The sequence below is a fragment of the Candidatus Atelocyanobacterium thalassa isolate ALOHA genome (genome assembly GCF_000025125.1).
Lineage (GTDB): Bacteria > Cyanobacteriota > Cyanobacteriia > Cyanobacteriales > Microcystaceae > Atelocyanobacterium > Atelocyanobacterium thalassae.
The window spans coordinates 85256-101046 of record NC_013771.1; the positions used below are offsets into that span (position 1 = coordinate 85256).

General features: G+C 31.7%; 13 protein-coding genes and 1 pseudogene. 10 read left to right on the forward strand and 4 right to left on the reverse strand.

Translation table 11 applies throughout. The features are described 5' to 3' along the window. Positions 1-61: 61 nt before the first annotated feature. The 3 genes from rlmB to secG all read left to right on the forward strand — a co-directional run bounded on the left by rlmB (position 62) and on the right by secG (position 2947). Positions 62-871 carry a 23S rRNA (guanosine(2251)-2'-O)-methyltransferase RlmB gene (gene rlmB, locus UCYN_RS00340; protein ID WP_049765564.1) on the forward strand — a complete coding sequence of 270 codons (810 nt, stop codon included), beginning with the start codon at positions 62-64 and terminating at the stop codon, positions 869-871. Positions 872-1074: 203 nt separating this feature from the next. Beyond that, the gene (gene gpmI, locus UCYN_RS00345; protein ID WP_012953497.1) at positions 1075-2661 is read left to right on the forward strand and encodes a 2,3-bisphosphoglycerate-independent phosphoglycerate mutase; all 1587 of its coding nucleotides are present in this window, start codon (positions 1075-1077) and stop codon (positions 2659-2661) included. 52 nt (positions 2662-2713) lie between these two features. Next, positions 2714-2947, forward strand: a complete 234-nt coding sequence (gene secG, locus UCYN_RS00350; RefSeq protein ID WP_041487798.1) for a preprotein translocase subunit SecG — start codon at positions 2714-2716, stop codon at positions 2945-2947. Positions 2948-3100: 153 nt separating this feature from the next. On the opposite strand, the gene rnhA is transcribed toward secG, so the two are convergent. Next, positions 3101-3574 carry a ribonuclease HI gene (gene rnhA / locus UCYN_RS00355; RefSeq protein ID WP_012953499.1) on the reverse strand — a complete coding sequence of 158 codons (474 nt, stop codon included), beginning with the start codon at positions 3572-3574 and terminating at the stop codon, positions 3101-3103. A gap of 163 nt (positions 3575-3737) precedes the next feature. Next, a complete protein-coding gene (hpnH, locus tag UCYN_RS00360) occupies positions 3738-4754 on the reverse strand; it encodes an adenosyl-hopene transferase HpnH (protein WP_012953500.1) in 1017 nt (338 codons plus the stop codon). A 228-nt stretch (positions 4755-4982) separates the two neighbouring features. Between hpnH and lepA the strand changes: the two genes are divergently transcribed. Further along, positions 4983-6794, forward strand: a complete 1812-nt coding sequence (gene lepA / locus UCYN_RS00365) for a translation elongation factor 4 (RefSeq protein WP_012953501.1) — start codon at positions 4983-4985, stop codon at positions 6792-6794. Positions 6795-6964: 170 nt separating this feature from the next. Here the strand turns inward: lepA and modA are convergent, their stop codons facing one another. Further along, a complete protein-coding gene (gene modA / locus UCYN_RS00370) occupies positions 6965-7744 on the reverse strand; it encodes a molybdate ABC transporter substrate-binding protein (protein WP_041487702.1) in 780 nt (259 codons plus the stop codon). Positions 7745-8027: 283 nt separating this feature from the next. Between modA and UCYN_RS00375 the strand changes: the two are divergent. The 3 genes and pseudogenes from UCYN_RS00375 to UCYN_RS00385 all read left to right on the forward strand — a co-directional run bounded on the left by UCYN_RS00375 (position 8028) and on the right by UCYN_RS00385 (position 11494). Next, positions 8028-9666 (forward strand): annotated as a pseudogene (locus UCYN_RS00375) (alpha-D-glucose phosphate-specific phosphoglucomutase). 209 nt (positions 9667-9875) lie between these two features. Continuing rightward, positions 9876-10151, forward strand: a complete 276-nt coding sequence (locus UCYN_RS00380; RefSeq protein WP_012953504.1) for a hypothetical protein — start codon at positions 9876-9878, stop codon at positions 10149-10151. 296 nt (positions 10152-10447) lie between these two features. Next, on the forward strand, positions 10448-11494 hold the full coding sequence (locus UCYN_RS00385) for a hypothetical protein (protein WP_012953505.1): 1047 nt from the start codon (positions 10448-10450) through the stop codon (positions 11492-11494). Between the two features lie 175 nt (positions 11495-11669). On the opposite strand, the gene coaD is transcribed toward UCYN_RS00385, so the two are convergent. Continuing rightward, a complete protein-coding gene (gene coaD, locus UCYN_RS00390; protein ID WP_012953506.1) occupies positions 11670-12152 on the reverse strand; it encodes a pantetheine-phosphate adenylyltransferase in 483 nt (160 codons plus the stop codon). A 190-nt stretch (positions 12153-12342) separates the two neighbouring features. Between coaD and crtE the strand changes: the two genes are divergently transcribed. From crtE to rpoD, 3 genes are all read left to right on the forward strand, one after another. After that, positions 12343-13272 carry a geranylgeranyl diphosphate synthase CrtE gene (crtE, locus tag UCYN_RS00395; protein ID WP_012953507.1) on the forward strand — a complete coding sequence of 310 codons (930 nt, stop codon included), beginning with the start codon at positions 12343-12345 and terminating at the stop codon, positions 13270-13272. A gap of 18 nt (positions 13273-13290) precedes the next feature. Then, positions 13291-13749 carry a divergent PAP2 family protein gene (locus UCYN_RS00400; RefSeq protein ID WP_012953508.1) on the forward strand — a complete coding sequence of 153 codons (459 nt, stop codon included), beginning with the start codon at positions 13291-13293 and terminating at the stop codon, positions 13747-13749. Between the two features lie 665 nt (positions 13750-14414). Continuing rightward, positions 14415-15677, forward strand: coding sequence for an RNA polymerase sigma factor RpoD (gene rpoD / locus UCYN_RS00405; protein WP_012953509.1), 1263 nt, complete (start codon positions 14415-14417; stop codon positions 15675-15677). Positions 15678-15791 lie beyond the last annotated feature (114 nt).

The window sequence follows — 15791 nt, forward strand, 5'->3', positions numbered from 1 at the left end:
GAAAAACTGTGTTGAACAAGCTAACTGCCAACCATCATAAAAGTCAGCTAGGGGAAAAAATATTTTAAAACAAAACGTTAATTCTACTTCCGGTAATCTAAAGTCAAAAACATCGAAATCTCACGATAATGATGATCTGATATATGGACGTCATGCTGTCTTGGCAGCTTTAGAAAATGACCGTCAACTAAATCGTATATGGGTTACCAATAAGCTGCGCCATGATTCTCGTTTTTCTAATCTTTTACGAATATCAAAAAGTAAAGGTGCGGTAGTAGATGAAGTTTCCCTTCAACGTTTATCTCAAATCACTAATGGTTCTAATCATCAGGGAATAGCTGCTCAAGTCTCTCCCTATAGTTACTACACTTTAGATAGATTGATAACCAAAGCTAAGCAAGAAAGTGATCAGCCAGTCATTATAATTGCTGATGGTATTGTTGATCCTCAAAATCTAGGAGCTATTATTCGCACTTCTGAAGCTATGGGTTGTCAAGGATTAATTATTCCTCAGAGAAGAGCTGCTAGTATTACCTCCTCCGTAGCTAAAGTTGCTGCAGGTGCTCTAGAATTTTTTCCTATAGCTAGAGTAATTAACTTAAATCGAGCTTTAGAAACTTTAAAAGCTGAGGGATTTTGGATTTATGGAACAGTGGCAGAGGGAGGGAAAAATTTACCTAATTTTGATTTCTCTTGTGCTATTGGTTTAGTCATAGGTTCGGAAGGTAATGGATTAAATTTACTTACTCAACGTTATTGTGATGAATTACTATCAATTCCGCTAGAAGGTAAAACTTCTAGCTTAAATGCTTCTGCTGCCGCATCAATAAGTATTTATGAAATTTTTCGTTCTCGTTCTATAAATAATTAAAACTACACTCTCAAGGATGTTAGAGATAAAATCTGGCTATATGCTTCAACTTCTTTTTTTTGTAAGTAATACCTCTAAATAACAAAATATTACATTTTTTATCTTGATAACTTAACTTCATATTATTGATTTAAAAAATTACTATATAAATTAAAAATGCTAGGATAATAGCAAAAATATATAAGAAATGTGTATATAAGCTTATGATAGAGGCGCCTGTATCTCCAGTAGTTTTAGTAATTTTAGATGGTTGGGGTTATCGCATCGAGGAAGAACACAATGCGATTAAACTTGCAAGAACCCCTGTAATGGACTGTTTATGGCAGGCTTACCCAAAAACACTTATCGAAACATCAGGTAAAGAGGTAGGACTTCCTGACGGACAGATGGGCAATTCAGAAGTGGGGCATCTTAACTTAGGTGCAGGACGTATTGTTTCTCAAGAGTTGGTAAGAATTTTCAATACAATTGAGGATAAGTCGTTTTATAGCAATAAAGCTTTAGTTAGTCTTTTTGAAAAAGTAAAACATCGCCAGGGGAAATTACACTTAATTGGTTTATGTTCTGAGGGAGGCGTACATTCTCATTTAGATCATTTATTAGAATTACTAAATTTAGCTAAACAAAAAGATCTAGACAATGTTTGCATTCATGCAATTACAGATGGAAGAGATACTAAAAAAACTGACGGTATTACATCTATTAGTAAAATCTATAAACATATAGACAAAATAGGGATAGGACGTCTCTGTACAATAAGTGGACGTTATTATTCAATGGATCGAGATCAACGCTGGGAGAGAGTCAAGTTGGCCTATGATGTCATCACAGAGAATATATTTAAAAGTAAACGCTCTGCACTTGATGTTTTGGAAAAATCTTACAAAGAAAATATAACTGACGAATTTATTGTTCCTACTCGAATTGATAGTGGAGCAATCGATTCAGGAGATGGAGTTGTTTTTTTCAATTTTAGACCAGATCGAGCTCGACAATTATGTTCTGCTTTAATAAAACGCGATTTTAATAAATTTGATAGAAAATTAATTAGTCCTCTAGAGTTTGTTACTTTTACCAAATATAGCGATCAATTGCCTGCAGAGGTTGCTTTTAAATCTAAAAACCTCAATTTTACTTTGGGAGAAGTTATATCAAATAACGGTTTAAAACAATTACGGATAGCAGAAACAGAAAAATATCCTCATGTAACTTATTTTTTTAATGGGGGAATGGAAAAACCTTTCGAAGGTGAAATAAGAGAATTGGTTAAAAGTCCCATGGTTTCAACATATGATGAATCTCCAGAAATGTCGGCCAATCAAGTTACCAATAAAGCTTGTCTGGAAGTAGAAAAATGTATTTATTCTTTAATCGTTATTAATTATGCTAATCCTGATATGGTAGGGCATACTGGGAATATGGAAGCGACAATTCAAGCTATTGAAACAGTGGATAAGTGCTTAGGAAGATTATTATCTAGTATTAGTAAAGTTGGAGGTACTACTTTAATTACTGCTGATCATGGCAATGCTGAAACCATGAAAGATAATAACAATATTTTAACTTCCCATACCCTTAATCCCGTCCCTTTAATTTTTATTGAAGGTGAAAAAAGAAAAATTACTGGCTATGGTGGAAATGTAATTCTAAGAGATAATAGTAAATTATCTGATATTGCTCCAACAATTCTTCAAATACTTGGAATTCAACAACCTGAAGAAATGACAGGAAAGTCATGTTTTGTAAACACCATAGATACAAAGATAAATAGGAAAAATAATCCTAGCTAATACTATCATTATTGAATATAATAAGAACCAATGACTAAACTACACTATGCTTATGGATTTCTCACAGATTCTACAAATAATTTGGACTATTTCTGCTATTTCCCTAATTTTTCTTATCCTTTTACATAGCCCTAAAGGAGACGGTTTAGGCGGGATTGGTGGACAAGCTCAATTATTCACATCTACTAAAAGCGCTGAAAAAACCTTAAATCAAATAACCTGGACTTTAAGTACTATCTTTATAGCTATTACAATTATATTAAGTGCAGGATGGTTAAATTCTTAGATACTTAGTTAATGCTTTGAGAAGTATAAAATTTCAAGCAAAGTAAACTTTTTGATATATTATAATTTAGCGAAATTTTTCATAAGAAGAAGAATCAATAATTTGAATGGCTAATGATGAATACAATTTTTTATATAAAGTGTTATATATATTTTAGTTAACTGTACTTTCAAAAACCTTGTCTATGAATAATTCCATTCTTTTAGAAGCAAGGACAGCTAATTGGTCGCATCGTTCGTTCTCAGGATGTCCAGAATGCCCTTTGACCCAAATAAATTGAACATTATGTTTAGTGCATAGATCTAACAACCTTTTCCATAGATCAGAATTCTTGGCTATTTCTTGTTTATTGCGTTTCCAATTATTAGATTGCCATTTACTTGCCCATCCTTTATTCATAGTGTCTACTACGTAACGAGAGTCAGAATAAATAGTTACATTACACAATTTTGTTAAAGCCTCTAACCCAATAATAATCGATATTATTTCCATACGATTATTAGTTGTTAGTCTATAGCCTCCTGATAATTCTTTTCGATATTTGTTAAACACTAATATTACTCCATAACCTCCTTTACCTGGATTTCCAGAGCAAGCACCATCAGTATAAATTTTTAATTTTTTCAAGATTATATGCCTTTTTAAAACTTATGTTGATTGTTGTTTATCTAAACATATAGATTTAAACTTTATTCATTATTCTTTTAATCTGTATTATTAATATCTAACTTAATTTTTTAATAATGAAGAAATATAAAATATAATATTTCTTCATCATTAAAAAATTAAGTTAGATATTAATAATGCTACTTAAAGCTCTTTTCATATTGACAGGATTCATTGCGTCAGCAGCAGCTGTAGGTTCATAGCCACAATGTACCATGCAATCTTTACATTGTGGATTATTACTGTTGTGACCATAATTTTCCCATTGAGTATTGTCAATCAATTCTTGAAAAGTTTCATAATGCCCTTCATTAAGCAAATAACAAGGTTTTTGCCATCCTAAGACGCTATAACTTGGACTTCCCCAAGGAGTACATTCATAATCTTTTTCTCCCATTAAAAAATCTAAAAATAAAGGGTTATGATTAAAATTCCAATTTTTTTGACCTAATTTCCATGGCATTAGAATTTCTTTAAATAAGGATTTTGTCTGTTCCCGTTTTAAAAAATGTTGTTGATCTGGAGCCCATTCGTAACTATACCCAGGAGAAATCATCGTACCATCGGTCCCCAAGGTACCTAAAAAGTCAAGAAATTTTTGTACTTCTTGAGGATCTGCACCTTCAAAAATAGTAGTATTTGTAGTAACACGGAATCCTTGAGCTTTAGCTTTTTTAATAGCACTAACAGCCTTCTGAAAAACTCCTTTACGATCTACACATTTATCATGATGTTCTTCTAATCCGTCGAGATGTACACTAAAAGCAAAATATGGAGAAGGTTTGAATTTATGTAAACTTTTCTCTAAAAGAAGTGCATTAGTGCATAAGTATACAAATTTTTTTCGTTTAACCAGGCCTTCAACAATTTCATCAATTTGAGGATGGAGCAATGGCTCTCCTCCTGGAATAGAAACAACCGGTGCTCCACATTCTTCAACAGCTGAAAAACATTGTGAAGGAGTAAGATTACGGGTTAAGATTTCAGTAGGATGTTGAATTTTTCCACATCCAGAGCAAGCTAAGTTACAGCGAAACAAAGGTTCCAACATTAATACTATAGGAAAATGTTGACGACCTTGTAAACGTTGTTTAATTATATAAGCACCAACTTTAAGTGCTTGTTTTAGTTGAACAGCCATAGAATTTTCTCACACCTTTTATTTTCTAAATATTATAGACTTTCTTACATATTATTTATGATATGTAGAAAAAATATCCATTTTATGGAAAATTTCAAAATAAATTATAAGCAATTAATAGTTATTCAAGTAATTTGATGGGTAACTATAAAATATTCTTCTTAAGAATATGTCAAAATAAAACTATAAAAAGCTAGCCTTTATAAATTTATCTTAATTACGAATTTTATGACCAATGTTCCTGTTTCACAAATTCGAAATTTTTCTATTATTGCTCATATTGATCATGGAAAGTCAACATTAGCAGATAGGATGTTACAAGAAACTCAAACGATTACACAACGAGAAATGAAAGAACAATTTCTCGATAATATGGATCTCGAAAGAGAAAGAGGAATTACTATAAAACTTCAAGCAGCAAGAATGAAGTATAAATCAAAAGATGGTAAAGAATATGTAATTAATCTTATCGACACTCCTGGTCATGTTGACTTTTCTTATGAAGTATCTCGTTCCTTAGCTGCATGTGAAGGAGCTTTATTAGTAGTAGATTCTTCTCAGGGAGTAGAAGCGCAGACTTTAGCTAATGTTTATCTTGCATTAGAAAATAATCTAGAGATTATTCCAGTTTTAAATAAGATAGATTTACCAGGTTCAGAGCCAGAAAGAGTATCTGATGAAATCGAAGAAGTTATTGGATTAGATTGTACCAATATTATTAAAGCTTCAGCTAAAGCAGGTATTGGTATTAATGAAATCTTAGAATCTATCGTAGAATTAGTTCCTCCACCTCAGGATACAGCTGATAAACCTTTGCGAGCGCTAATCTTTGATAGTTATTATGATGCTTACCGCGGGGTAATAGTCTATTTTCGTATTATGGATGGAGTGATTAAGAAAGGAGACCTAATCTATTTAATGGCTTCCCAAAAAGAATATGAAATTGATGAATTAGGAATTCTTGCTCCTAATCAAATAGCTGTAGATTCGCTTCATGCAGGTGAAGTAGGATATTTCTCCGCAGCAATTAAAACAGTTCAAGATGCAAGAGTAGGAGATACAATAACCAGTGCTCTAGAGCCAGCTACAGAACCTTTGCATGGCTATACAGAAGCAAAGCCAATGGTGTTTTGTGGCTTATTCCCTATTGATTCAGATCAATATGAAGATTTACGTGAATCCTTGAAGAAACTAAAGCTCAATGATGCAGCTCTTTCATTTGAACCAGAGACCTCTAGTGCGATGGGATTTGGATTTCGTTGTGGTTTTCTTGGCTTGCTTCATATGGAAGTCGTTCAAGAGCGTTTAGAAAGAGAATATAATTTAGATCTAATAACTACAGCTCCTTCAGTAATTTATCGCATAACTACTATAGATGGAAAGGTGGTGGAAATAGATAATCCCAGCGAACTTCCTGTGCCTCAACAGCAGGAAAAAGTTGAAGAGCCATATATTAAAGTGGAAATGATTACGCCTGAAGTCTACATTGGAACCTTGATGGAGCTATGCCAAGGTCGTAGAGGAATATTTAAAGAAATTCGCTATTTCACTTTATCCAGAACTGCTCTAATATATGAAATACCTTTAGCAGAAGTGGTTACAGACTTTTTCGATCAACTCAAATCTAGATCAAAGGGCTATGCTAGCATGGAATACGAATTAATAGGTTATAGAACTAATCCTCTCGTGAAGCTAGATATTCTAGTTAATGGCGATAGTGTAGATGCTTTGGCTATGATTGTTCATCGTGACAAGGCATACTATGTAGGTCGTGCTTTAACTGAAAAATTAAAAGAGTTAATTCCCCGTCATCAATTCAAGGTTCCTATACAAGCAGCTATCGGTGCAAAAATTATTGCTAGTGAGCATATTCCTGCGTTACGAAAAGATGTGTTAGCCAAATGCTATGGAGGAGATATTTCACGCAAGAAAAAATTGCTACAAAAACAAGCAAAAGGTAAAAAGAGGATGAAGTCAGTCGGTACAGTTGATGTCCCACAAGAAGCATTTATGGCAGTATTAAAGCTTGATCCGCAATAAAAAGTAAAATTATTACCTTATGTACTAAAAATATTTTTAAGATCTTAAATAAAAACTTATTATTCTTTGCTAGAAATATGCAATATAGTTCTATCTTAACGATCTAATTTAGTAATCTTGAGAAATTTAAATATTTTTATAATTTAAAACAATAATTTGTATAACATTTGCTAACTATCTATACCTATAAATCCATAGTCTTTAAAGATGTTTTGAGCTCTTTCTGTTAAAAGAAAGTTTATAAATTTTTTAGCTTCACTAATGTTTTGACTACTTTTAACTACAGCAATTTGATATGTTATTGGCGAATGAAGATCATAAGGTATATTAGCTAATGTGATAGCATCTGAATTTTTTGTGTCAGTGATATAAACAATTCCAAGATCTGCGTTCCCACTTTCCACATAAAAAAGAACCTGACGTACATTTTTTCCAAAAATAAATTTTGACTCTAATTTGTTGTAGACTTTTAATGCAGTTAAAGCTTCTTTAGCATATTGACCGGCAGGCACACTTCTAAATTCTCCTAATGCAAGTTTTTCAAAGTTACCGTCTGTTAAAGTATTCAGATCAATATTTTGAATTGACTTTTTGGAAGCGACTAAGACCATCTTGTTTTTTAAAAATGTTTTATTGCTTTCTCTTATTAACAAATTCTTTTTTAATAGAAAATCCATTTGTTTCGAAGAGGCAGAAATGAAAATATCTATTGGAGCTCCTCGTTCTACTTGTTGTTGTAAAGCGCCAGAAGATCCACTATTGTATATAACATCAATATTAGGGTTATCTCTTTGATAAATATCCTTTATAAGTTTCATGGCACTATACATACTAGATGGAACTGATATAAATAGTTGATTATTGTATTTTTTCTGCTGATTCGAATTAGATGTTCCACAAGCAGCTATTGACATTAAGCAACTAAGGATAATAAATTTTTTTCTGTTCATAATTAATTTTTACTACCTGATTTAAAAAAATTTTAATAACTAAAACTAAATAAAAATAACTATTGAAATCAACAAGAAGAATTAAGGCTGGCAACTAGTTATAAGTAATTAATATTATATGCATATTTAATTTTGTAGAAAAAGTAACTTTTTTTACAAAATTAAGTAACTTTTATTTTTATTTCATGATTAATCATATATATACTTTAATCTTTATATATTATGAATAAATTGTTCGTTGTCTAAAACATGAAAAAATATTATTCTTTATTGAAATCGCACTATGAAAATTCATACCATTCCAACAAAACCATTTAAAGACCAAAAAGCCTGGAACTTCTGGGTTACGTAAACCTGTAACTACTTTTCAACAATCGAATTATTTAGAAAACTTTATTCAATCTATTTTTAATAGTATAAATATTTCTCAAAAATCAACTTTAATCGTTGGTGGTGATGGACGTTACTATAATTCTCAAGCAATCCAAATTATAGTAAAGATCGCAGCTGCTAATTCTATTGAAAGAATTCTAGTAGGCTGTAAAGGTATTTTTTCTACTCCTGCTATATCTGCTGCTATAAGATATCATCAAGCTTTTGGAGGGATTATATTATCTGCTAGTCATAATCCTGGCGGCTTAAATGGTGATTTTGGGATAAAGTACAATACAGAAAGTGGTGGACCTGCTTCTGAAAAACTTACTGATAAGATTTTTTATTGTACCCAAAATATTAATAAATATAAAATTATTGAAGCTGAGGATATTGATCTTAATCATTTAGGTTCTTTTAATCTCGGGACAACAAAAGTTGAAATCATTGATTCCATAACTCCGTATATTGAATTAATGCAGAAAATATTTGATTTTGAAAAAATTCGTACTTTACTTACTTCTTCTAACTTTAGAATATCCATAGATTCTTTAAGTGCTGTAACAGGTCCATATGCTCGAGCTTTGTTCGAGAATTATTTGGGTGCTCCAAAAGGAAGCATCCAGAATGCTATCCCTTTAGAAGATTTTGGAGGTAAACATCCTGATCCTAACTTAATTAATGCTAGTAATCTTGTTAACAATTTATTTGGACCTAATTCCCCTGACTTTGGTGCAGCTTCTGATGGGGATGGTGACCGTAATATGATATTAGGTCGTAATTTTTTCGTTACACCTAGTGATAGCTTAGCTATAATAACGGCGAATGCGCATTTAATACCAGGATATGTAAACGGAGTACAAGGTGTTGCTCGCTCTATGCCAACCAGTAAAGCAGTTGACAGAGTAGCTAAAAAACTTGGTATAGAATGTTATGAGACTCCCACTGGTTGGAAGTTTTTCAATAATCTCTTAAATGCTAACAAAGTAACCCTTTGTGGAGAGGAAAGTTTTGGGACTGGTTCTAATCACATTAGAGAGAAAGATGGCTTATGGGCAATATTATTTTGGTTGAACATCATTTCTGTAACAGGTCAATCTGTAAAAGATATTGTTTATAAACATTGGGAAGAATACGGACGTAATTTTTATTCTCGCCATGATTATGAAGAGATAGAATTTAATAAAGCTAATGATTGTATGAATCATTTACGTAATACGATTAATAAAATAAAAGACCAAACATTCTTCAATCAATATAAAGTTTCTCATGCTGATGATTTCAACTATATTGATCCAATAGATAAAAGTATTTCTAATAAGCAGGGAATTCGCATTAGTTTTAGTAATGGTTCTCGAATAATTTTTCGCTTATCGGGTACAGGAACTAAAGGAGCAACTCTACGTATTTATTTAGAAAGTTATCAATCAGATAATAATAAAATCAAACTAAATGCCCAACATATTTTATCGCCTTTAATTCAAATAGCAGAAGAAATTGCACATATCAAAAGCTTTACAGGACGTGATAAACCCACAATCATTACTTAAACAAATATTGTTAGAAAAGATTTTTTCCAATCTAATAATTTATGTTAAATTACTATTATCGATTTCTTAGAAAGAAAAGAAAAATCTTTTCCCTGTATCTTACATGAAAAATCGTCACCATAAGCGAAGCTTATATTTGTCAAATATTAAATACCTTTTGTATATTTTATTCTAGATAACCACTTAGCAACTTTATATAAACAAATATCATGATTGACGCAGCTGTCAATACAATTGAAGAATTTGATCTTTCTCGTGAAGAGAGAGTTATTGAAATTCAAAATCTCATTGAAACCTTGCGTATTGCTGATGAAATAGCTGAAAAAGGCTATTTAATTACTAGTTCTGAATTAGCCGATTTAATGGATATTAATGCTAGTGCTGTTACGAGTCGTGGTGATCATTGGTCATGGCGAAACTGGGTAGTTTCTAGAGTTCGTAGAGAAGGAAACCAAATTCTTTGGCAACTAGAGAAGATTGATTAAAAAATTAAAGACTTTTAATACTATGAGATAAAGGTCTAGATATAATTTAATTTAATCTTTGAAAGTTTGCTGTAAATTACTCTTAATAGCTGAATTATACTTAAAGACTGAAAAGTTTGCTTGTCAAAATATTAGGCTTTCTAATATAGTTCAGATTAATGGTTGGGAATATGATGAGAATACTATATTACTCATATTCTCTCTTGCCTATTTTCTATCAAATTTTTGACATGTAAATGCATTTTGATAGGGTCGATGCTCAAATATAAATTTATGCTGAAGATTTAAGGATGATAATGATGCAGTCTATATTTAGTAAAGCTAAATCAAAGCAAGTCTTTAATTCTCATGTTTTTTCTATTTTTACGTCTATTTCTGTTCATATTTTGGCTTTCTCTTTGGCTAACTCCAATTTGACCAACATATTATTTTCCAAGTCTCAAAAAGTACATAAACGTTCTGAAAGTATTCAGATAGTAGAACTAGAATCCATGGAAGAACTTGAGACACCACTTCAACCTTTGAAATCTTTAAACGTTAAAGATTCTTCCATTCATAGTAATAATTCAACAATTTCTAACACTTCTTCTTCAAATATTACTAAAACTTCATCTACCCCTTTAAAAAAAGATTTTTCAAAGAATGAGAATAATACTCTTATAAAAGATGAACTAAAAATCAAACCAAATAATGTATCTGTTAAAAATAAATTAGAGAAAAATCATATTAAAGAAATAGAATCACTTGAAAAAAAATTACCAGATGATAAACCAATAAATAAAAACGATAAAGATAATATTGACCTTAAAACCCAGTTGGTCCAGTCAACTAATAAACCTCCATCTTTTGAAAAACATAAAATTAGTAAAGTCAGACAAAATCAAATTACGCAAAAGCTTTTAGAAGAAACATTAAATGGAGCTGAAAAACTTATCTATAACGATGTAGGTACTCAAAGAGCAGAAGCCAGGCAAAAAGATATAGAATGGATGCAAAGGACAGGAATAGCTTTAAAACTAAATCAGATGATAACTATTGAAGGTAGCTATCCAAAAAGTGCTTGCAACCTCAATTTACAAGGCTCTTCAGTCTATAATATATTCGTAAATAAGAATGGAAAATTAAATGGTTCTCCTTTTATGACACAAAGTTCAGGCTATGGTATTTTGAATGATCAAGGATTGGAAGACATAAAATTATATAATTTTTCTCAATCAACTAGAGTAAGAGTTATATTTCAACCTGACTATGATAAATGTCCGAATTTAGTACCAATACAGAACTCTAAAAAACATTCTACTTTTAATAAAACCATAGAAAGATCTAATAATATTGAGAACTAAATTGAATTTTTATTTAGCTCATATATTGTTCTAAAAATCATTTAATAATTCTTACTATATTTTTTTGATCAACCGCTTTAATTCACTGTAATTATGTTAAGTATTCTGATTATCAGAAAATAATCTAATCTCCTAAATTTTTTGAAAAAATTTGAACATTTTTATTATTTAGTAATTAACAATTATAGCCATAATATAGTTGAAGATCTTTTGCGACGTTAATAGGTACAAGATGAGAAATGCAACCACCAAACTGAGCAATTTCTTTAACAGTACTGCTGCTTAAAAAACTATATTCTTTATTAGTTGCTAAAAAAACAGTTTCTAATTCCTTAGCCAGAGTCTTGTTTGTATGAGCCATTTGTAATTCTTTTTCAAAGTCAGAAAGAACTCTCAAACCTCTTAATAAAACTTTAGCCTGATGAAGTTTTGCATAATCAACAGTTAATCCTGTAAAGCTATCTACTTCAATTCGAGATAAATGTTTAGTACATTGACTAATTTGTTGAACTCTTTTCTCTACAGAAAACAAAGAATGTTTATTAGGATTACATAAAACTGCAACAATTACTTTCTCAAATAAAATAACTCCTCGCTCAATAATGTCAAGGTGTCCAAGTGTAATAGGATCAAAGCTTCCTGGATAAATAGCTATCATAATCTTACTGAATTGGGGTGAAATTATAAATTAAACTGTTGATGATAGTTATACTAAGATAATATATTATTTATTACTTAGTATTGTTCTCAGATAATGCACATAGTGTGTCTTATCGAGTCAGTAATTGCTGTAGAGTAAGCTGATATAGATGATATAAAATAATGGTTGAGACTACAGACAGTAAAACATGGTTATGACAGGTGAAGATCATGTGACGCAAATTGAGACATCTTGTTTCGATTTAGTGTCTTATCTTAAAGAGAAAAAACAATTGGTTGAAGCTGCTTTAGATGCTTCTATCCCTATTACTTGTCCTGAAAAAATCTACGAAGCAATGCGTTATTCCCTTCTTGCAGGGGGGAAGAGGTTGCGTCCTATCCTATGCTTAACTACTTGTGAGCTTATGGGAGGAACAGTTGAGATGGCACTTCCAACAGCTTGTGCGTTAGAAATGATTCATACTATGTCTCTTATTCACGACGACCTTCCTGCTATGGATAATGATGATTATCGTCGAGGACAACTAACAAACCACAAGGTTTATGGTGAAGATATAGCTATTCTTGCAGGTGATGCTCTGTTATCATACGCTTTTGAACATGTTGCTACTCAAACTCATAACGTTTCTTTGACAAACTTAGTAGATGTTATAGCTCGTCTAGGTCGTACTGTTGGGGCGGCAGGGTTAGTAGGTGGACAAGTTTTAGATTTAGAATCTGAAGGGAAGTCTAATATAACATCAGATATTTTAAAATTTATCCATGTTCATAAAACAGGTGCTTTACTAGAAACTTCAGTAGTATCCGGAGCAATTTTAGCAGGAGCTAACTTAGAAGATATAGAACGCCTTTCTCATTATGCACAAAATATTGGTTTAGCTTTTCAAATTATTGATGATATATTAGATATAACTTCTACTCAGGCAGAGTTGGGGAAAACTGCTGGAAAAGATAAACAAGCTCAGAAAGCTACTTATCCAAGTTTGTGGGGGTTGGAAGAATCACAAAAACAAGCTCAAATTCTTATAGAAGATGCAATAGCTCAATTGGCTCCTTACGGCCGAGAAGCATACCCTTTAGAAGCTATTGCCAGATTTATCGTTTCTCGCAAAAATTAAAATTCTTAGCCACTAATCATGCAGAATTTTGAAACAATTATTCACAACAAAATACTGTTGGTATCTTTATTAGCTTGTTTTTCTGCCCAAAGCTTGAAATTCTTGATTGAGTTAATCCATCATCGAAAGATGAATTTTAACTCTTTAGTTAGTACAGGTGGAATGCCGAGTGCACACTCGGCATTGGTAGGATCACTAGCTACCAGCATTGGATTAACTGAAGGCTGGGAAAGCTCAGAGTTTGCTATTACTTGTCTATTTGCTATTATCGTTATGTATGATGCGACTGGTATACGTCAAGCAGCTGGTAAGCAAGCTCAAATTCTTAATCAATTAATTGATTCATTTCGAGATAATATCTTTTCCTTGAATACAGAAGAAAGATTAAAAGAATTGCTAGGACATACACCAGTTCAAGTACTTGTAGGATTGGGCTGGGGAATATGGATTTCAGTATTAGCAATAACAATATTTTAGTTTTTTAAATATGTAGACATTATTAAGTAACCGTCATGTTATGGGACAAAAAGTGCAAATTAAAGAATATCTTTACTATTATGGTGGATATGTATTGTATTAAAATCAACCAAAATTAGTGTGAGATCGTAAATTTTTTATATCTAAAGAATATTTACTTAATACAATTACTCGAAGAAATAGAAAATTTTGTTAATGTATGAATATAAAGCTCTAATTTTTTTGTCTGCTAAAAGTAAAAGTATTACTTATTGTTAAACGGTTTAAAATCAATAATTTTTTATTTAGAGATAACGCTTTTTACCACAGCTAAGATTTGAATTCTTATTCTAAAATTCCTAACCTGTATTAAAGCTAACTTAAATAAAAAATAAACATGATTTTGATGAAGTTAAAGCAAAAATTGTTCTTGAACTTTTATATCCGAGATTAAAATTAGGTGAATATTCAGTTCTCTTATTGAGGATCATACGATTTAAATAATCATTAAATAAGTACAACTATTTAAATTAGGTGTTATTTTTGATTAAAAATCTCATTTATCTATCCTCGTTTCAGAAAGTTAAGTTTATTCTAAAATGGTTGACTTATATTTGTTAACTTAACCCAACTGTAATTTACCTTTATCTTCTAATTTTATATAGGAGAAGCAAGAGGAAAACGCCATGACGCAGGCTAATGACCTATTAACCCTTACTGAACCTCAGATGGAAGTAACGTTCTTTATTGATGAAGATATAAATGAAACAAGTAGTGATTCTATTAACAGTATCACTACCGAGCCAGACGGTAAAAACCGAAAAATTAGTGCCTCTCGTCGTCGAGATACTAGCAAGAAAAAGCCTTATACCGAGGATTCAATACGGGTTTATTTACAAGAAATAGGTCGTATTCGACTCTTGCGTGCCGAGGAAGAGATCGAGCTGGCTCGTAAAATAGCTGACTTATTACAGCTTGAACGTATTAGAGAAGCTTTGTGGGAAGAACTAGATCAAGTTCCTAATGATGAGCAATGGGCTAAAAGAATTTTTCAATGGGAAAATATTGAGCAGATAATTCGTACTCAATCCTCTAAAGAGAAAGAGCCAAAATGGTCTGAAGTAACTAGTCTGTTACAAGAAAAGAAAACAATTTCCAATTTGGAAAAAATATGGGAATTAGAACAAAAATCTTATCTTCCTAAATTTAAACGTCGTTTGTACTTAGGTCGCAAAGCTAAAGATAAGATGGTTCATTCTAATCTTCGTCTTGTCGTTTCCATAGCTAAAAAATATATGAATCGTGGTCTTTCTTTTCAAGATCTAATTCAAGAAGGTTCTTTAGGATTGATTAGAGCAGCTGAAAAGTTTGATCATGAAAAAGGTTATAAATTCTCAACCTACGCAACTTGGTGGATTCGTCAAGCTATTACAAGAGCAATAGCTGATCAATCACGTACCATACGTCTTCCTGTTCATCTATATGAAACTATTTCTCGTATTAAAAAAACGACTAAGCTTCTGTCTCAAGAAATGCGTCGTAAGCCAACAGAGGAAGAAATTGCTACTCGGATGGAAATGACTATTGAGAAACTACGTTTTATTGCTAAATCAGCACAATTACCAATTTCTCTAGAAACTCCTATAGGGAAAGAGGAGGATTCTCGCTTAGGTGATTTTATTGAAGCAGATGGAGAAACACCAGAAGATGAGGTTGCCAAGAATCTTCTTCGAGAAGATTTAGAAAATGTCTTAGATACTCTTAGCCCAAGAGAGAGAGATGTTTTACGTTTGCGGTATGGATTGGATGACGGAAGAATGAAAACTTTAGAAGAAATTGGTCAGATTTTTAACGTTACTCGTGAACGAATTCGACAAATAGAAGCTAAAGCCCTAAGGAAACTTAGACATCCTAATCGTAATAGTGTTCTTAAAGAATATATCCGTTAAGTTCTATTTGTGAAGATGTAATATACAAAAAAGTATAGGGGCTCCTTTGAAAGGGAAATAGGCAACAGATACTAAAGATAAATTCTTGTTGCCTAAATTCTTTAACTAATAGAC